This is a genomic window from Streptomyces sp. SDr-06, from assembly GCF_003324565.1.
In the GTDB taxonomy this organism is placed as follows: Bacteria; Actinomycetota; Actinomycetes; order Streptomycetales; family Streptomycetaceae; genus Streptomyces.
This window is the reverse complement of sequence record NZ_QOLA01000006.1, coordinates 341,990-358,787: the sequence shown is the minus strand read 5'-3', so window position 1 is coordinate 358,787 and position 16,798 is coordinate 341,990. Positions and strand designations below refer to the sequence as shown.

The window sequence follows — 16,798 nt, the reverse complement described above, 5'->3', positions numbered from 1 at the left end:
CGATGAGGATCAGCTGGGTGCCTGCCGCGGCCAGAGGCGCGAGGAGCCGGTCGTACCCGGCCGCGAAGTCTCGGTGGGAATCACGTAGCCGTCGGGGTCCATGATGTGCCGGCCCATGTCGTTGACGCCGACCAGGATCGACAGCACATCGGGGCGCACGACGAGTACGTCGGTTTTCCAACGGGCTTCCAGATCCATCACCTTGTGGCCCGCGATCGCGGTGTTGAGCCAGGTGACGGGGCGGTCCAGGTGGTGCGGGCCCCATTTGCCCGCGATCCTCAGCGGATAGCCGAGCCCGAGGCCGCCCTCGCTCTCCCGTCGCCGGCAGTCGGTGATCGAGTCGCCGGTGAACAACACGGTGCTTCCCGGTCGGACAGTGATGGTCATGCGCGCGGGGCCCCGAACCAGTAGGTGGCGGCCTGCTCGAACGCCTCGGCATCAGGGGCGTGTTCGCCTGCCCAGATCACCGTGCCGTCGGGCCGGACCAGGACGGCGGTGAGTCCGAGGTCGTTCCTTGCGGCGCCCGCCGCGTAGCGGATGCGGTTCGCAAAACCGCGCGCTGGACCTTGCAAACGTTGGTCGGCGCTGAAATCGAGCAGCACGCCCTGTCCGTCCCCCATCAGGTCGCCGAGGCGTGTGCCGTCCTCGAAGCGGAAGTCCGGTGCGCTGCGGCCCATCAGGGGATGGTCGCTGCCCAGGTCGTAGCGGATCGAGGCACCTGACAGCCGCTGGAACACGTAGGTCGTTCCGTCCCGGGTCCCGAGCAGGTCGCGCACCACCGCCTGGAGTGCCTGGGAATGCGGGTCCGGCCGCATGGCCGCCACTTGGGCGCGTGACCAGTCGAGCACCCGCGCGCCGACCGGATGGCGCTCGCTGGTGTACGTGTCGAGAAGGCCGTCCGGCGCACGGCCGTGCACGGTGGCCGCGAGCTTCCACCCCAGGTTCATGGCGTCGCCGATACCGGTGTTGAGGCCCTGGCCGCCGAGGGGTGAGTGGATGTGGGCGGCGTCGCCCGCGAGCAGCACGCGTCCTCGCCCATACGTCGTCGTCTGCATCGCCCGGTCGGTGAAGGTCGAGACGCGATGGACCTCGCTCAGCATCACGTCCGTGCCGGACACCCGGCGCAGGACTGCCTGGAGATGCTCGCGGGTCGGCTCCCGCGAGCGGTCGAAGGCTCCGCCGTCGAAGTCCGTCATGGCCAGGTGCCCTTCCGAGGGCTGGAGGACCAGGCCCGTCGGCGTCAGGTTGAACCCGGGGCTCAGCTTCTCGGGATCGGCGAGGGTGGCGTGCAGGGCGTACCCGGTGAACTGCGGTTCGGTGCCGACGAACGCGAATCCCGCGGCCTTGCGCACGGCGCTGCGTCCACCGTCGCAGCCCACCGCCCAGCGCGCCGTGTACTCGTGCTCGCCAGCCCTCAGGGTCACGCTCTCAGCGTCCTGCGTGACGGCCGAGACGGCGGCGCCGCGCCTGATCTCGACGCCGAGCTTGTCGGCCCGTTCGGACAGCACGCGCTCGACCGCGTCGAGGTAGGTGGGCATGCTCCCCGGCACCGGGCTGGGCAGCCGGTACGCCAGGGCGGCCGTGTCGAGCTGGGCCGGGTCGAGCACCATGCCCGCGAAGTGGCCCACCGCGCGCGGGGGCGACGGCTCGTGCGCCTCGGTGTCCGCGGCGGGTAACTCGGGGGCGCCCGACGCCGTCAGCAGCTCGCGCAGCATCCCGCGGCGGTAGAACGCCTCGACCGAAGCGTTGGACAGGCCCCGCAGGCCGAGGGGTTTCGCCTTGAACGGGGAGTGGGCGTCCGGCTCCCGTTCGAGCACCAGGACAGAGCAGCCCGCGAGGCCGAGCTCACAGGCGAGGAACAGACCGACCGGGCCGGCGCCCGCGATCGCTACGTCAAACAAGAGAGGTCCCTTCCCTAACCCCGGCCGGATCACCCGGCCGGACCTCTCCCAAGGTGCCGCATGCCACCGACATCCGGCCGACAGCGGCAGCGCACCACCGACACGCGACCGACAAGACCCCCGCCTGCGGGGCGTGGGTCTTGTCGGTCGCGTGGGCAGTCTCAATACCGCTACAGGGCCGCCGGCTCCCAGATCGAGCCGGTTGAGACGGGCCGCTCAGGAGATGCCGAGCTTGGCCAGTGCGGTGGTCCAGTCGGTGGCGATGGCGCTCTGGGCGGCTTTCAGCTGCACCTTTCCGGAGCACACGGCCTTGGACAGCTTCGATTCGACGGTGTCCTTGGGGTTGTTGGGGCCGCCCCCGGGCTTGTGGTCGGGCGACGGCGGTTCTACCCACAGGTTGCGGGGGTCGTCCGGGTCGCCGCCGAGGACGAGCGAGACGAGGTGGTCGTACTCGCCGTCGCCCAAGGCACCGGTGTAGTCGTACGAGCGGGCGTTCGCGGTCTTCTCGGGGCCGGTGACGGACACGGGCGGCCGGATGGTGCCGGTGTAACCGGACTTGCAGACCGTGGAGGCCAGGTTCTCCTGGGTGACCTTCGGGTTGAGGGCCCCCGGGGTGCACTTCGGGTCCGGCAGGGGCTGCTTGTCGGCGGTGTAGCGGTAGTGGCACGTCCCGGGCGATGGCTGGGCCGCCACCGTGTACTTGGCCTGCGGTCCAGGACCGTATGCCAGGGCGCCCGGCGCACCGGGCGCCGGTGGCGCGGAAGTGGCGCCGGCGGATTGGCTCGCGGCGGGTGTTTTGGGGTGCTTGGTGTCGGAGGCGCCCTTGCCGCCGGAGCAGCTGGTGAGGGCGGCGGCGATCAGGCAGGTGGCGATGGCGGTGGTGGCGAGACTCGGACAACGGCGCATGGTCACGGCGGCTCCCGGCTGGGCGGCGGTGCTGGGCGATGTCGCAGCGTTTCTACCCATAATGTCGTCAAGTCGCCTTTCGTGTGGGGGAGTTGGCTCGAACGAGGGATGGCAGGGACCGGTACCACCAAAATGGCTTGAAGCTCCGGTCATGCCTGTCCCAAGGGCAGGCAAGGATCGCGCAGGTCGCTCACTGTTTACCTCACGGTTCTACTCGCATAGACCCCGGGGGTGGTGTCATGCCGTCAGTCGCCCGGCGGATCCCGGCCGGGCCTGAATTCGACGGAGACCCCCACATGTCCGCGATACGCCGAATCGCCCCCACCCTGGGCGCGTTCACCCTCGCCTCCGGCGCTCTGTTCCTCGGCACGGGCAGCGCCCACGCCGCCCCCGCCGTCGTTTCCGCCGCCCCGGCGGGCGTCACGTCGTCCTGTTCGCAGTCGTTCCTGCCGCTGCCCGACCCGGTCTGCCAGCCCGGCGCGTACAACCCTTCCGTGACCCAGTCCACGATCGGTTCGACGATCTGTGTGTCGGGCTGGACGTCGACGGTGCGCCCGCCCACCAGCTACACCAACCCGCTGAAGGTCCAGCAGATCGCCGCGTACGGCTACAGCGACACCAGCACGGCCGACTACGAGGAGGACCACCTCGTTCCGCTGGAGCTGGGCGGTGCGCCGCGCGACCCGAAGAACCTGTGGCCCGAGCCGCGGTACAGCACCGGCGGCAAGACCGCGGGCAACAAGGACACCGTCGAGAACAAGCTCAAGACGGCGGTCTGCAACCACCAGGTCACCCTCGACGCCGCCCGCAGCGCGATCGCCTCCGACTGGACCACGGCGCTGGCCGCCGTCGGCCTGAGCTGACCCATCGAGGACGCCCCGCGGCCCGTACACCCACCGGGCCGCCGGGTGCCCTCCGCTCCGACCTGCCCCGCGGCCGCGGGGACCGGGATGGTCAGATGGCGTAGTGCCAGGTGGTGAGCATGTAGGCGCCGTACCAGCAGCCGAACAGCGAGGCGGCCGACAAGACGATGGCCGCGGTACGCGCATGAGTGCGGCCGAGTGCCCGGGCGAGGGGGATGAGGAAGACCAGAGCGGGGACCACCAGGCGCAGTTTGCAGTGGTAGTAGTTGCTCTGGGCGAGGGTGAGCACGAGGATCCCGGTGCCGTAGACCAGGAGCGGCGGCCAGGTGCCGCGCCGCCAGGCGAGGGCGGTGGCGACGATGAGGGCGAGAAGCAGGACCGCGGTGCTGACGGGGACCCAGCCGTCGGCGTCGGTGAAGGTGTCGCCGAGGAAGTCCCAGAACGCCCTGCCGTTGTCCCAGCGGGTGTCCCAGCCGGCTTGCTGTATCGCGAACCAGGCGTTCGGCTGGTGGAGGCGCTGTCCGACCCACGCCAGGTAGGCAGGGGTTCCGGCACAGGCCAGGGCGACGGCGGTGATCGGCCGCCAGAGCAGGCGGCGTTCGCGCACGAGGTGCAGCAGGACGGCCACGCCCAGGGCTAGGGCCACGGCCGCGGCGGCGGGCCGGGTCAGCCCGGCGAGCAGGGCGAGGAACCCGGCGGTGAGCCATGCCTCACGGTGTGCCGCCAGCAGCGTGGCGGCGGCCAGCGCCAGGAACAGGGACTCGCTGTAAGCCATGAAGAAGGCCAGGGCCATGGGTTGGGCGCAGGCCAGCAGGACGGCGGCGACGGTGGCCGTCCGGCGGTCGTGGGTCCGGCACAGGAGGTGGTGCACGGCTACCAGCGCGGCGATCATCGAGAGGTGGGCGGCGACTATGGCGGCGGTGTCGTAGCCGAGTCCCGTCAGGGTGTGGACGATGCGGATGAGAGCCGGATAGGCGGGAAAGAAGGCCAGGTTGTTGCCGGTCAGTTCGCCGCTGGGGGTGTGGGCGAAGCTGTCGGGGTAGCCGTCCTGGGCGATGTCCCGGTAGAGACTGCCGTCCCACGAGAGCAGCTTGGCGTGGACGCCCGGACCGTCCGCTGGGCTCATGACCGCCAGCAGGACGAGGTGGAGGACGGCGGACGCACCGTAGATCGCCAGCGCGGGCCACGTCGCGTTCCAGACTGTGCGCGGCGAGGAGCCCTGCCTCCGCAGACGGCTGCCGGGAACCTCGGGCGACGGGGGCGAGGTATGGGGAGCATCGGGTTGGGCTCGCGCCGGTATTCGACGGGGGCTGACGGCCGTGGGGGTCGAGGCGTTCATGGGTCTTTCCTGGTCGGCGGTCAGCTGCGTCCGGGGTCGGACGATGGCGGCGATCGGCTGTCCGGTGGGCCGGCGGACCGAGTGGGTGTGGCGGACGGCGAACTTCTCCTCGGTCAACAACGGCTCCTCGCATGGTCGGTCCTTTGACACGTCTACGCCCGGGAGCGGGCGCCGGGTTGACATGCGAGACGCACATCACACTCCGGCCGGTCGGCCATGAGAAGGGATTCACGGCCCACATGGTCCGAGACGTGGCTCAACCAGGCGATGCTCGCCGGGAGTTGGTCCTTCGGGCCGTACGCCGCAGATCCGCTGTCCGTACGCTCACGTGGTGAGTCGAGCCCACCGCGACGAGAGGTGGCCCCGCTTCGAAGGCCGACTCCGGGCCGATCAAGGGAAGACCGGCCCGGAGCCGCGCGCTGTCCACACACACCTGGGATGCGGTGGCGGCCTCGGTCATGGCGCCAGGAGATGCGCTCTTGGTGCGGAAGTCCCACGAGAGCGAAGGCAGTTCGGCACCAGTCCACCGCGCGAGCCGCCCCGTGCGCATGTTGTGGAGCCCGGCCTCGACGAGGAGGTCGAGCACCTCGACGGCGGCGGCCTCACGCTTCGCTTGTGCCACTTCGACAACCTATCGCCGATGGGTGAATCTGACGAAGAGCCGGTCGTTCAGGGGGCCGCGGATGGGCAGGACCCGGCCGGTTCAGAAGATGTTTCGAGCCGGGGGGAACGCGAGCGCGCCCCCTTCGCAGAGGTGCTGACCAGGTGCTTCGGGCATGTCCGTGACGGTGAGTGATCTGGACGGGCGGGTGCTGGAAGGCGCGCCTAGGATGTCTCGGGTTGAGCCATTGCCCGGACCGGCATCAGCGGTCCGGATGCCGAAGTGGCCCTCACCAGGCCCACGGATACGTGGAGGTCTCATGCGTTTCACCCACACCTGTGTGACAGTGGCTGCCGCCGCCGGAGTGCTCGCCCTCACGGGGACGGCGACCGCGTTCGGCGCGGCCAGCCCCGCCGCCGACTCGGACGCCGTCTTTCTCCAGACGATCCACCAGGCCAACCTGGCCGAGATCGCCGCGGGCAAGGACGCCCGCACCCATGCGACCACCGACTGCGTGAAACGGGTCGCCGACATCATCGTGCGCGACCACACCACCCTTGACTCCAAGGGCGCGGCCCTGGCCAAGAGCAAGGGCATCACCATGGCGAAGGAGCCCAGCGCCGCCCAGCAGAAGCAGTTGTCCGCGCTGAAGTCGAAGAACGGCACCGCGGCGTACGACAGTGCGTGGCTGAAGGACCAGAGCAGCGGCCACCAGCAGGCGCTCGCGCTGATCGACAAGGAGCTGAAGTCCGGCAAGGACAGCCAGATCCGGGCGGCCGCCCAGGCGGCGCGGCCGGTCGTGGCGGCGCACCTGAAGATGGTGGAGGGCGGGGTGTGCCATGCGCCCACGGAGAGCGGCTCGCCGCAGCGGTGACGCGATCGGGTTGTCTCGCGAGGCACCGGAGGCCCGCGTCCAGGGGTTGGGCGCGGGCCTCCGGCTGCTCGCGCGACGGGAGTTCGGCCGCTGGTCCATAACAGGTGCTCAGCGCTGTCGCGCCATGGGATGCGGCGTCCGCGGATGCCAGGGCGTTCACCGGGATGCGGCGTTCGTGGGTGCGACGGCGCTCACCGGGGTGCGGCGTCCGCGGGTGCGACCGGCGTTGAGCCGGGATGCGGCAGGCGGTCCGTCATGCCCCCGAGGTGGTCCGCAGTGTCGCGACGGCGATCTCCAGGAAGTCGCGCAGCGGCCTGTTCTGCCCATCCCCGGCCACCACCAGGCAGGTCTCGGCCGCGGGCGCGTCCGTGACGGTGAGGTGGACGAGGCCAGATCGGGAGTAGGAGACCGCGACGCTCAAGGGCAGGAGCGCGATGCCCTGCCCCGAGGCGATCAGCTCGATCTTCTCCTCGAGCGAGGCCGTCCTCCGCCGCGGCGAGCCGAGCATGGGCTCACCGTCGAGGTCCGCGGAGGTGAGTGCGTCGCGGTGTGCCAGCGGGTGGGCCGCGGGCAGGCAGGCGACCCGGGGCTCCTGGCCGATGGGGATGGTGTGCAGCCCGGTGTCGGTGAACGGGCGCCGCAGATAACCCACTTGGGCCCGGCCGTCCCGCAGGGGCGCGTCCGGCTCCCACCAGCGGGCCGGAACGACATCGGTCTCGACGTGGGGGTGGCGCGCGGTGAAGGCCCGGATCACCTCGGAGACATGCAACCCGGGGGAGAAGGCGACCACCAGTCGCTGGACTCCGCGATCGATGTCGTGCACGCGGCCCACGGAGGCCGCGACTGCCGCGAGGGTCCCTTGCGCCTCCTCGTAGAGCTGTCGGCCCGCGGCGGTCAACTCCACGCTGCGGGTGGTCCGCACGAGCAGCGAGCACCCCAACTCGCGCTCGAAGGCCCTGATTTGGCGGCTGAGCACCGGTTGGGCGATGTAGAGCTGCTCCGCCGCCCGGCCGAAGTGCCGGTGCTCGGCCACGGCGACGAAGTAGCGGAGCTTGCGAAGGTCGAGATCCATGCCTCCAAGGTATCAATCGGCCGGAAGGGTATTGGACGGCCGCGGGCGCGGGCCCCGAGACTCGAAGCATGATCGTCATCACTACTCCCACCGGCCAGATCGGCAGCCGAGTCCTGGACGTCCTGCTCGACGGGGCGCCCACCCACGGTGAGCAACTGCGCGTCATCGTGCGCGACCCCGACAAACTCCCCGACGCCGTCCGCACCCGTGTGGACATCGTGACCGGCTCGCACGGCGACGCCGAGGTGGTCGACCGGGCCTTCGCCGGCGCGGACGCCGTCTTCTGGCTGGCCCCGCCGGACCCGCGCGCATCGAGTCTGGACGCCGTCTACCGCGACTTCACCTGCCCGGCGGCGAAGGCGCTCACCGCCCATGGCGTGGGACACGTCGTCGGTGTCTCGGCGCTCGGCCGCGGCACCGCTGTCGCCGACCGCGCCGGACACGTGACGGCGTCCCTGGACATGGACGACCTCATCGCGGACACGGGCGTCGCCTTCCGGGCGCTGGCCAACCCCTCCTTCATGGACAACCTGCTGTGGCAGGTCGCCTCGATCCGCGACCACGGTGTGTTCACGGGCACCGCCGCGGCCGACCGCAGGGCCCCGCTGGCCGCCGTCCAGGACATCGCCGAGACCGCGGTCGGCCTGTTGCTCGACCGCACCTGGACGGGGGTGGGCGAGGTCCCGGTGCTGGGCCCGGAGGACCTGTCGGGGAACGACATGGCGCGCATCATGTCCGACGTGCTCGGCCGCCCGGTCCGCTACGAGCGCCAGTCGCTCGGCGAGCTGCGTGCCCAGTTCGCCGGACGCGGCATGAGCGACGCGCTCGTGCAGGGCTACATCGCCATGATGCGGGCCAAGGACGAAGGCCTCGACAACGGCGTGGGCCGCACCCCGGAGACCGGGAGCCCGACGACGTTCCGCGAGTGGTGCGCGCAGGTCCTCATGCCTGCGGTGCGGGCATGAGCGGACGTCCGCATCGGGCACGTTGAAGGGGCTGCGGTCCTCGCCGGGTGACGTGGGTATGGTCGGGGGCGAATTCGGACAGATGTGATGTCGTACGTCGCCTTGACGCGCACCGCCTCCGAGGTCGGGCGGGCCCCCTCCGACGCGATTTTGCCAGGGGAGTTGCCACCGTATCCAGCCAGCGGCACGCCTGTCTGTCTGCCCGCATGCGGCAGGCTGGCACTTGCACCATTCGGCACGCATTATCTCCAGTAAGCGAGGAATCGTATGCAATTCATCGCCCGTACGGGACTTGCCACCGTTTTGGCGGTCGGAGCTTTCGCCGCCGCAGTCGCGCCCGCCTCCGCCGCCGTCGCCGTTGACGGCGCGCGCACGGTCAGCGGCGCGCACGCGATCGCCGCCAATCCGAAGACCATCAAGCCCGCGGCCTACAACCAGGCGCGCAGCATCCTGGCCAACGCCGGGAGCCAGACCGCCGCCAAGTCGCATCCTGTGCACGGCAAGGACGACGTGCCCGTCAGCTACGGCACGAGCCTGCTGGCGGCCGCGCGCGACGAGTTCCGGCACAACGACCGGAACCTGCCCGCGAAGCAGAAGAAGTCGGACATGTCGATTCCGCACTACAACGCGGTGCACAGTGCCGCGAACACGATGGGCGTCGACCGCTGGTGAGCCGATAGGCCTCCGCCCGAACCGAACGGCCCCGAGAGTGACAGGACCCACTCAGGGACCGGAGAGTCATGACACCCACCGCACCATCCCGGCGCCCCCGCAGTACTTGAGCGGGGGTGCCGGGCCGTGGCCGGAGCGGGCGGTGGATGGCCGGCCTGTTCACGACTCGGCCCCGCCGGGCATGGCCGTGCCCGCCCTGATCAGCTCCGTGAGCCGTGCGGGATCACACAGCGAGCCGGGCGCCTCGATGGGCACCGCCCAGTAACTCGCGTGAGACTCGTCCGGCCCGGTGCAGCCGACGCGGGGTACGCCCAGGTAGCTGCCGAGACCGAGATGGGTCGCGCCCGGTCCGAGACACGGCTTGGGCGGCGACGGCGGCACCAGGGCATAGAACCGGCGCCCGTACGGATCATGGATGACGGGCCCGTCGAGCCCGCGCAGGACAGCGACAGCGAGCCCTGGTACCTGGCCTGCCGCGGCGTACACGACCTCGTCGGTCAAGCGGACGGCCGAGAAGCGGCGGCCGAGTGCGAGACACGCCAGATGATGGCGCTGCCACTCCTCGTGTGCGTAGCTCGGCCTCTTGAGGTCGGCGGTGAGCCAAGCCTCGACGGCGGCGTCTCTGGCGGCATGGGTGGCGGTGTGCACGGTTCGCTCCTCGGTCGGTGTGCGATGACCATCGACGGTAGGAGCGTTCGCCGCAGGCAGGGGGCCGGGATTCGGCCCCCTGCCTCACGCTGCCAACATGCCGATCTTCACGGCGAGTTCCGCTGCGCGACGTCGGCGCTCGGGCGTGCGACAGGCCGCCTCCTCGAGTATCAGCCGCCGAGCGTAGCCGTTGTACCTGATCGTCTCGGGAGCGGCGGCGTGAGCCAGTTCCAGCGTGGCCAGCGCCGTGTCGTGCTGCCCGTCCAGGTGGTAGGCGCGGGCCTGCTCGATCCGGTGCCGAGCCCGTCGGGGCCGCGACGGAATCGTGTCCGCCCCGGCGCGCTCAGCCTGTCGCACCGATTCGCCGCCGGCTCGCAGCTCGACGGCCACTGTGACCGCGTGGGCGCCCATGATGGCCTGCCCGAACGACGTGACGGGGTGGTAGTAGTCCGCAGGCAGGGCGCGAGCCGAGCGCATGGCCTTGTCCCACCACCCCCATGCCGACCCGGACTCCGCTCGCCGCGCCGCGGTGTAGCCCGCCTCGAACTGCAACGCGCCGGCGATGGCACGTACGTTGTCCGGAGCGTCGGGGAGAAGCGCCGAGAGGTAGCGCAGGGTGGTGAGGGTGAGGTCGTCCGCCGCGTCGAAATGCGCCGGACCACTGTCGCGATGGGCTTGGACGGCCAGCCACGCGGCTACGCCGATCGCGTGCGGATCCTCGCTCTCCTGCGCGGCGACCATGCCTCGCTCGGCCACCCGCCAGAGCAGCGCGGAGTCGGGCTGGTAGGCGACGAAGAACTGGCTGAGGCTGTACACCTCGGACAGGACGGCCTGGGCGGCGCGGCGTGCCGGTACCGTCTCGCTCTGACGTACGGCGAGTTGCGCATCCTGGATCAAGCCCGGCAGCAAGTTGCCCAGCACTTCGCGGTGGTTGGGTGCCTTGTGGCGTGCCGCCCACGCGGTTGCCAGTCGCGCACGCAGGTACTCGGGTCCGGGCGCGGCGCGGTCGCTGTCCAGGGGGTAGGCGTTGATCACCCTGGCCACCGCCGGGAGCTTGGGGTGCCCGGGGCCGACGAACAGGTCGACCTCAGGGGCGTTGTCCCCTCCGACCAGATCGTTGAGGGTGCGTACGCGGAGTACCTCCGCGAAGCGCAGGATCTCGGGCAGTCGTGGCATCCTCAGCTGCCCGCCCTCGATCTTCTTCACCCACGAGGAGTGATGGCCCATGAGACCGGCCAACTGCTCGCGGGTCATGCCGCGGCGGGTCCGAAAGATCTGGACGCGTTGACCAAAGCGCACAGGATCCTCGTACGGGTCCGGGGTGGCGTCAGGAGACATAACGGCGTTGCCTCTCTCTGAGCAGCTCGTCACCGTCAGGGTAGGGGGCACGGCCTGTCCTCTGGACCTTTCTTCGCGCGACGAGTGCGCCTCGTCAGGAGGTTCCGGTCAACGGCCCTGTCCCGCTTCGCGCGTGGCGCAGCGCGCTGGCAGGGACAAGGGCTCGGATGCCGAGACTCGGCCTGCACGGCGCGCTTCCAAGGCATCACACCCCGCGGGCCCGCTCGAAGCGGGCGCGGGCCTCGGCGAGGTCCACGATCGGGTCGGGGTAGTCGATCCCGGCCCGGTCCGCGGCCTTCAGCTTCCACGGCTCGTGGATGAACTTGTGCTCCAGACCGGCGAGTTCGGGCACCCAGCGTGTTACGTAGGCGCCCCGCGGGTCGAAGCGCTTGCCCTGGATGACCGGGTTCAGGACCCGGTTGGGCCGGGTGTCGGTGCCGGTTCCGGCCACCCACTGCCAGTTGAGCTGGTTGTTGGCGATGTCTCCGTCGACCAGGAGGTCCAGGAAGTGGCGGGCGCCGGTCCGCCAGTCGGCGTAGAGCGTCTTGGTGAGGAAGCTCGCCACCAGCATCCGGCCCCGGTTGTGCATCCACCCCTCGTGGGCGAGCTGCCGCATCGCCGCGTCCACCAGCGGGTAGCCGGTGCGCCCCTCGCGCCACGCGGCGACCTCCCGCTCGTCGGCACGCCACCGGTCGCCGCGCGGCCGGTAGTCCTCCCGCGCCGTGTCCGGGCGGGCCGCGAGCACCTGGTGATGAAAGTCCCGCCAGGCCAGCTGCCGGATGAACGCGTGCGCGCCCGGCGATCCCTCGCGCTTCGCGAGATGTACGAGCTCGGCGGCGGACAGCGCGCCGAAGTGGAGGAAGGGGGACAGCCGCGACGTGGCGTCGCCCGCCAGGTCGTCGTGGCCGTCCTCGTACCCGGCGATGCCGCCGGACAGCCACTGCCGAAGCCGCCGCCTGCCCGCCGTCTCCCCGCCCTCCATGAGGCCGGGCGACACCCGGGCCGTCCCGGCGCGTCGGGGCAGGGTGCCCGCGGCGACCCTGGGAACGGAGATCTTCCGCGGCGCCGTGACCACCTCGCGGACGCCCTCCTCGCTCCAGCGGCGCAGATACGGCGTGAACACGGCGTAGTGGTCGCTGCCCGCCGGGGTGACAGCCCCCGGCGGGCAGCGGTCACCACCGCGTCATGCACGGACAGCTCGCAGCCGAGCTCCTCCAGCGCCGTGCGCAGGCGCTCCTCGCGGCGTGCGGCGTACCGGCTGACGCCCCCCGCGACATGGACGCGCACCGCGCGCGTCTCGGTCGCCACGGCGCACACCTGCTCCACCACGTCACCGGCCCGCACCACCAGATGGCCGCCGCGGGCCCGTAGCGCGGCATCGAGGTCGGCCAGACAGTCGGCGAGGAAGGCGCGACGGTTGGGGGCGTCGAACCCGGCCGCCCGCACCCCGTCGTCGTCCACGAACAGCGGCACCACCTGCTCGCCCTCGCGTGCGGCCGCGGCCAGCACCGGATTGTCGTGCAGGCGCAGATCGGATGTGAACAGGGCTACGGAAACCGGCACTTGGGGGCCTCCTCAAGAGGTGCGCTCTTCGTCAACGGGGTGACTGCGGGGCTGGGGGAGAGGGGAGGGGGCGGATGACTGGATCTTCCCCGGCGTCGGCTCGATCCTCCTTGACCGCGGGCTTCCCGGGGTGATCCGGTGCGGGCGTGGCGAAGGATTGGTCCGCCCACCCCGGGGAGTGACAGCGCGCCCGCACGGAGGGTCACGCCCTCCAAAGAGCCACCAGGTGCGGAACAGGATCGGGGGACGTGGCAGCCTTGGACGAAGCGCATATGTTCGGCTCTGACGAATGTGGGCAGAAGCCCCTGCGCATCCACATCGACGAGCACACCTCAGGGGGTTCCGAACATGGCTCGCCCGCTTGCCGGCACACGTCCCGCGGCGGCCTCCGCCGTGCGGGCCACGAGTCCGGCCACGGCCGCCGAGGCCCGCGACGCGGCCCGCGTCTTCCTTGCCGCGCTGGCACCCCTGCCGTCCAGAGAATGCGCCGAGAACGTGGTGCTCGTCGTCTCCGAGCTCGTCACGAACGCGTTGCGGCATGCGGGCGGGGTCACGGCGCTGCGGTTCGCCGCCGACGGCGGCACGCTGCACGTCAGCGTGCGCGACCCCAGCCCCGTACCCCCGGGGGAGCGGCCGCCGGACCTCAGCGGGTACGGCGGCGGCTTCGGCTGGCCGCTGGTCCGCCACCTCGCACGCGAGGTGACTGTCACCCCTTCCAGTGACGGCGGCAAGGACATCCGCGTCGCCCTCCCGCGCTAGGGACCCGCGCTAGACACCCCGCGCGGTGACCCTGCGGGCGGTGCCTTCGGCCAGCCGGTAGGCCAGGCCCGCGATGGCGGCGCGGCCGCTCGCCACCTGGTCGGCGAGGATCCGGGAGCGGTCGAGGAGCAGGTCGACGGTGTGCCGAAGATGGGCGTCCACGAGGTCGCTGTCGGATTCGAGCCCTGCGGCACGCGCGGCCAGCACGCTGGGCATGACGCGTTCGACGACGTCCCGCACGTGTCCGGCCGCGGGCATCCCCCCTTCGACGGCGGCGCGAGCCGCTGCGACGGCGCCGCAGGAGTCGTGCCCGAGCACCACCACGAGGCGGCAGTCCAGCACGCTCGTGGCGTATTCGATGCTGCCGAGCACCTCGGGGCCCAGCACGTGGCCCGCGGTGCGGACGACGAACAGGTCACCGAGGCCCTGGTCGAAGATGATCTCCGCGGCGAGGCGGGAGTCGGAACAGCCGAGCAGCACGGCGAACGGCTGCTGGCCCGGAGCCAGCTCCGCGCGCCGTGCGGCGTCCTGGTTGGGGTGTCCCGGCGTCCCCGCCACGAAGCGGCGGTTGCCCGCCAGCAGAGTGTCGAGAGCCTGGGCGGGAGTGGAAGGGCGATCAAGCATGAGCGCAGCATAGGAGCACGTCAGCGCCCCCCTGTGCGGCATTGCCGGACGAGATGGCCGGCTCGGCCCCCGGCGTCGGGACCTTTGTCCCTTCGTGGAACGTGGACGCATGATCCGCGGCGATGGGGGCAGACGAAGGCTGCGATGCAGTTACGCGACTAGGGAGGATGTCTTCATGCCAGCGGCGCGGGTTACGGGACGAGAGCAGGCGGACCGGACGGCGACCTCGGCGGTAGGCCTCAGGGAGGGGGAATTGCCCTGGGTGGAGGATGCGGGGAAGGTCGCGCCGAAGGACGCGCGGGAGTTGTCGAGGGTTTTCTTCGAGCGGCTTCAGGTGCTGGAGGAGGGTACGCCCGAGTTCCAGTACGCGCGGAATACGCTGATTGAGATGAATCTGTCGTTGGTGCGGTTTGCCGCGGGGCGGTTCCGTAATCGGGGCAGCGGTGAGATGGAGGACGTGGTCCAGGTCGGGACCATTGGTCTGATCAAGGCGATCGACCGGTTCGAGCTGTCGCGTGAGGTGGAGTTCACGTCGTTCGCGGTGCCGTACATCGTGGGGGAGATCAAGCGGTTCTTCCGTGACACCACGTGGGCGGTGCATGTGCCGCGCCGTTTGCAGGAGCTGCGCGTCGACATCGCCAAGGCCAAGGAGAGCCTGGCGCGTGAGCTGGACCGCGATCCGACGGTGCGCGAACTGGCGGCCCACCTGAAGCTGGACGAGGAAGAGGTCGTCGAAGGCCTCGTCGCCGCCAACGGCTACACGGCCGGCTCCCTCGACATGTCCGCCGACGCGGAAGAGACGGGCGGGACTGCGCACAGCCGCAGCCGCACGTTCGTCGATTTCATCGGTGAGGAGGATCCGGGCATGGAGAAGGTGGAGAACCTCTCGGCGCTGGCTCCGTTGATGGGTGAGCTGTCCGAGCGGGAGCGGCGGATCGTGAGCATGCGGTTCGGGCGGGAGCTGACGCAGGCCGAGATCGGTGCGGAGCTCGGTGTCTCGCAGATGCAGGTGTCCCGGCTGCTGTCGCGCATCCTGGCCAAGCTCCGTGCCGGGATGACCGAGGAACCCCTCACAGACGCCTGACCGCCGCCCGAGGGGCGCGCCTGTCCCGGTCGTCATACCGGCGGCGTGCGGCGCCTTCGTGGTCTCAAGTGGCGTATGGGCAGGGTGTATTCAGCCTGCCCAAATCAATTCGTCAGTCGTGCCTCGGAAGGTCGTAGGACCCGTTTGAAACCGGCCAAAGCGGCCAGGTGACTTTTCGTCCACGCGATTGATCCATGCTGGAGGCGAAGCAATGTCCGCTGACAAGAAGGCCCGGGTGAAGACCGAACAGGCCAAGGGCAAGGTCAAGGAAGCACTCGGTCGCGTGACGGGCAACGAACGGCTCACTGCCGAAGGGCGCATCGACCAGGTCAAGGGCGAGACGCGCGAGGAAAGGGAGAAGGCCAACGAGGCCTACAAGCACTGATCCCCGAGGGCCCCGGCCCAGGTGACCGAGGCGGCGAGAGCTGCGCGGACCGCGGGCCGGAAACGCGTCGCGTCATGAACGGAAAGGAGAAATCCCTCCGATGAACAAGGATCTCTGGGGTTACCAGGACACGAGCGGTCATCTCGCCGGTGCGGACCTGCGCGGGTGGAAGGTCGAGGCGGCCGACGGAAGCATCGGCAAGGTCGATGTCCACTCCGACGAGGTCGGTTCCGCCTACCTCGTGGTGGACACCGGGCCGTGGATCTTCGGCAAACGGGTTCTGCTGCCCGCGGGTACCGTCACCAGGCTCGACCAGGACGAGAAGAAGATTCACGTGGCCCTCACCCGGGACCAGGTCAAGGGTTCGCCGGAGTTCGAGCCGGCCACCCATCTCGACGATCCCACCTACCGCGACCTGATCGGCCGCTATTACGGCGGCCCGTTCGGCTGAACGCCGACAGCTTCGTTTCTCGGGTGGCCCGCCGGACTTCCGGCGGGCCACCCGTTTTTCTGCCCGCAGTCGGGACCTTCGGCTGTTTCGGATGCGTATTTCGAGGAAGGCGACATAGAGGTACCGATGAACGGTCCAGGCGGATAGCAGCCGAATGCGAAATGGAGTGAAGAAGTGTCTGTCGTGAAGAGTTCGCTGTCCGACAAGGAACTGAAGGTGGTCGGCTCGGCCCTGCAAGGGGCCCTCGTCGATCTGGTCGATCTGTCGCTCGCGGCCAAGCAGGTGCACTGGAACGTGGTCGGCCCGCGCTTCCGCTCCGTGCACCTCCAGCTCGACGAGGTGGTGACCACGGCGCGCCAGCACTCGGACACCGTGGCGGAGCGTGCCGCGGCGCTCGGCGTGAACCCGGATGGCCGTGCCGCGAGTGTGGCCGCCGGCAGCGCGATCGGCACGGTGCCGGAGGGCTGGATCAAGGACTCGGAGGCCGTGGAGGTCATGGTCGTGGCCCTGGGCAGGATCGTGGAGCGGATGCGTGAGCGCATCGCGGCCACCGACGAGCCGGACCCGGTGAGCCAGGACCTGCTCATCGCCGTGACCGCTGACCTGGAGAAGCACGCCTGGATGTTCCGGGCGGAGAACAGCTGAGGACGCGAGTCCACGTGAGCGGGGCGGCCCGGGCGGGCCGCCCCGCTCATGTCGTGGGGCTCGGGCGGATGTCGAGATGCCGGGCGGGCCGAGCTGTATGAGGGTGGG

General features: G+C 70.5%; 18 protein-coding genes and 1 pseudogene. 9 read left to right on the top strand and 10 right to left on the bottom strand.

Annotated features, from left to right (window positions below):
• Positions 1–9 precede the first annotated feature (9 nt).
• The 3 genes from DT019_RS40240 to DT019_RS16540 all read right to left on the bottom strand — a co-directional run bounded on the left by DT019_RS40240 (position 10) and on the right by DT019_RS16540 (position 2,807).
• A complete protein-coding gene (locus DT019_RS40240; protein ID WP_223279584.1) occupies positions 10–387 on the bottom strand; it encodes an SGNH/GDSL hydrolase family protein in 378 nt (125 codons plus the stop codon).
• Entirely contained in the window at positions 384–1,901 is a 1,518-nt protein-coding gene (locus tag DT019_RS16545; protein ID WP_114037554.1) for an FAD-dependent oxidoreductase, read from the bottom strand. The genes DT019_RS40240 and DT019_RS16545 overlap by 4 nt, the downstream gene beginning before the upstream one ends.
• A 216-nt stretch (positions 1,902–2,117) precedes the next feature.
• On the bottom strand, positions 2,118–2,807 hold the full coding sequence (locus DT019_RS16540) for a hypothetical protein (protein WP_114037616.1): 690 nt from the start codon (positions 2,805–2,807) through the stop codon (positions 2,118–2,120).
• 296 nt (positions 2,808–3,103) lie between these two features.
• Here DT019_RS16540 and DT019_RS16535 point away from each other — a divergent pair, with 296 nt between their 5' ends.
• Positions 3,104–3,670 (top strand): hypothetical protein, encoded by a 567-nt coding sequence (locus DT019_RS16535; RefSeq protein ID WP_114037553.1) that lies wholly within the window; start codon positions 3,104–3,106, stop codon positions 3,668–3,670.
• A 91-nt stretch (positions 3,671–3,761) separates the two neighbouring features.
• Here DT019_RS16535 and DT019_RS16530 read toward each other — a convergent pair whose 3' ends face one another.
• A complete protein-coding gene (locus tag DT019_RS16530; protein WP_223279583.1) occupies positions 3,762–5,126 on the bottom strand; it encodes a hypothetical protein in 1,365 nt (454 codons plus the stop codon).
• Positions 5,127–5,265: 139 nt separating this feature from the next.
• A complete protein-coding gene (locus tag DT019_RS39155) occupies positions 5,266–5,631 on the bottom strand; it encodes a hypothetical protein (protein ID WP_147267319.1) in 366 nt (121 codons plus the stop codon).
• Between the two features lie 298 nt (positions 5,632–5,929).
• On the opposite strand from DT019_RS39155, the gene DT019_RS16520 reads away from it, so the two are divergent.
• Positions 5,930–6,484, top strand: coding sequence for a DUF4142 domain-containing protein (locus DT019_RS16520; RefSeq protein ID WP_189389639.1), 555 nt, complete (start codon positions 5,930–5,932; stop codon positions 6,482–6,484).
• 253 nt (positions 6,485–6,737) lie between these two features.
• Here DT019_RS16520 and DT019_RS16515 read toward each other — a convergent pair whose 3' ends face one another.
• On the bottom strand, positions 6,738–7,556 hold the full coding sequence (locus DT019_RS16515) for a LysR family transcriptional regulator (protein WP_114037550.1): 819 nt from the start codon (positions 7,554–7,556) through the stop codon (positions 6,738–6,740).
• Positions 7,557–7,624: 68 nt separating this feature from the next.
• Here DT019_RS16515 and DT019_RS16510 point away from each other — a divergent pair, with 68 nt between their 5' ends.
• Both DT019_RS16510 and DT019_RS16505 read left to right on the top strand, forming a co-directional pair.
• On the top strand, positions 7,625–8,521 hold the full coding sequence (locus DT019_RS16510; RefSeq protein WP_114037549.1) for an NAD(P)H-binding protein: 897 nt from the start codon (positions 7,625–7,627) through the stop codon (positions 8,519–8,521).
• 267 nt (positions 8,522–8,788) lie between these two features.
• Positions 8,789–9,193, top strand: a complete 405-nt coding sequence (locus tag DT019_RS16505) for a hypothetical protein (protein ID WP_114037548.1) — start codon at positions 8,789–8,791, stop codon at positions 9,191–9,193.
• Between the two features lie 159 nt (positions 9,194–9,352).
• Here DT019_RS16505 and DT019_RS16500 read toward each other — a convergent pair whose 3' ends face one another.
• The 3 genes and pseudogenes from DT019_RS16500 to DT019_RS16490 form a co-directional block, all read right to left on the bottom strand.
• Complete coding sequence (locus tag DT019_RS16500; RefSeq protein ID WP_114037547.1) at positions 9,353–9,841, bottom strand: hypothetical protein; 489 nt, start codon at positions 9,839–9,841, stop codon at positions 9,353–9,355.
• Positions 9,842–9,925: 84 nt separating this feature from the next.
• Positions 9,926–11,179: a helix-turn-helix domain-containing protein gene (locus DT019_RS16495; protein WP_114037546.1), complete on the bottom strand. Its 1,254-nt coding sequence runs from the start codon at positions 11,177–11,179 to the stop codon at positions 9,926–9,928.
• 205 nt (positions 11,180–11,384) lie between these two features.
• A pseudogene (locus DT019_RS16490) lies at positions 11,385–12,742 on the bottom strand (cryptochrome/photolyase family protein).
• 348 nt (positions 12,743–13,090) lie between these two features.
• On the opposite strand from DT019_RS16490, the gene DT019_RS16485 reads away from it, so the two are divergent.
• Complete coding sequence (locus DT019_RS16485) at positions 13,091–13,501, top strand: ATP-binding protein (protein ID WP_114037545.1); 411 nt, start codon at positions 13,091–13,093, stop codon at positions 13,499–13,501.
• Positions 13,502–13,510: 9 nt separating this feature from the next.
• Here the strand turns inward: DT019_RS16485 and DT019_RS16480 are convergent, their stop codons facing one another.
• Positions 13,511–14,125, bottom strand: coding sequence for a carbonic anhydrase (locus DT019_RS16480; protein WP_114037544.1), 615 nt, complete (start codon positions 14,123–14,125; stop codon positions 13,511–13,513).
• Positions 14,126–14,300: 175 nt separating this feature from the next.
• Here DT019_RS16480 and DT019_RS16475 point away from each other — a divergent pair, with 175 nt between their 5' ends.
• The 4 genes from DT019_RS16475 to DT019_RS16460 all read left to right on the top strand — a co-directional run bounded on the left by DT019_RS16475 (position 14,301) and on the right by DT019_RS16460 (position 16,690).
• Entirely contained in the window at positions 14,301–15,209 is a 909-nt protein-coding gene (locus DT019_RS16475; RefSeq protein ID WP_114037543.1) for a SigB/SigF/SigG family RNA polymerase sigma factor, read from the top strand.
• Between the two features lie 211 nt (positions 15,210–15,420).
• A complete protein-coding gene (locus tag DT019_RS16470; protein WP_114037542.1) occupies positions 15,421–15,594 on the top strand; it encodes a CsbD family protein in 174 nt (57 codons plus the stop codon).
• 100 nt (positions 15,595–15,694) lie between these two features.
• Positions 15,695–16,045 carry a PRC-barrel domain-containing protein gene (locus DT019_RS16465; RefSeq protein WP_114037541.1) on the top strand — a complete coding sequence of 117 codons (351 nt, stop codon included), beginning with the start codon at positions 15,695–15,697 and terminating at the stop codon, positions 16,043–16,045.
• A gap of 174 nt (positions 16,046–16,219) precedes the next feature.
• Positions 16,220–16,690: a Dps family protein gene (locus DT019_RS16460; protein ID WP_114037540.1), complete on the top strand. Its 471-nt coding sequence runs from the start codon at positions 16,220–16,222 to the stop codon at positions 16,688–16,690.
• Positions 16,691–16,798 lie beyond the last annotated feature (108 nt).

Bases quoted from the DNA above. Each gene is read 5' to 3' on its own strand.
- DT019_RS16515 (WP_114037550.1), bottom strand. From the start codon at position 7,556: ATGGATCTCGACCTTCGCAAGCTCCGCTACTTCGTCGCCGTGGCCGAG.
- DT019_RS16540 (WP_114037616.1), bottom strand. From the start codon at position 2,807: ATGCGCCGTTGTCCGAGTCTCGCCACCACCGCCATCGCCACCTGCCTG.
- DT019_RS16485 (WP_114037545.1), top strand. From the start codon at position 13,091: ATGGCTCGCCCGCTTGCCGGCACACGTCCCGCGGCGGCCTCCGCCGTG.
- DT019_RS16510 (WP_114037549.1), top strand. From the start codon at position 7,625: ATGATCGTCATCACTACTCCCACCGGCCAGATCGGCAGCCGAGTCCTG.
- DT019_RS16535 (WP_114037553.1), top strand. From the start codon at position 3,104: ATGTCCGCGATACGCCGAATCGCCCCCACCCTGGGCGCGTTCACCCTC.
- DT019_RS40240 (WP_223279584.1), bottom strand. From the start codon at position 387: ATGACCATCACTGTCCGACCGGGAAGCACCGTGTTGTTCACCGGCGAC.
- DT019_RS16475 (WP_114037543.1), top strand. From the start codon at position 14,301: ATGCCAGCGGCGCGGGTTACGGGACGAGAGCAGGCGGACCGGACGGCG.
- DT019_RS16470 (WP_114037542.1), top strand. From the start codon at position 15,421: ATGTCCGCTGACAAGAAGGCCCGGGTGAAGACCGAACAGGCCAAGGGC.
- DT019_RS16465 (WP_114037541.1), top strand. From the start codon at position 15,695: ATGAACAAGGATCTCTGGGGTTACCAGGACACGAGCGGTCATCTCGCC.
- DT019_RS16480 (WP_114037544.1), bottom strand. From the start codon at position 14,125: ATGCTTGATCGCCCTTCCACTCCCGCCCAGGCTCTCGACACTCTGCTG.
- DT019_RS16520 (WP_189389639.1), top strand. From the start codon at position 5,930: ATGCGTTTCACCCACACCTGTGTGACAGTGGCTGCCGCCGCCGGAGTG.
- DT019_RS16505 (WP_114037548.1), top strand. From the start codon at position 8,789: ATGCAATTCATCGCCCGTACGGGACTTGCCACCGTTTTGGCGGTCGGA.
- DT019_RS16495 (WP_114037546.1), bottom strand. From the start codon at position 11,179: ATGTCTCCTGACGCCACCCCGGACCCGTACGAGGATCCTGTGCGCTTT.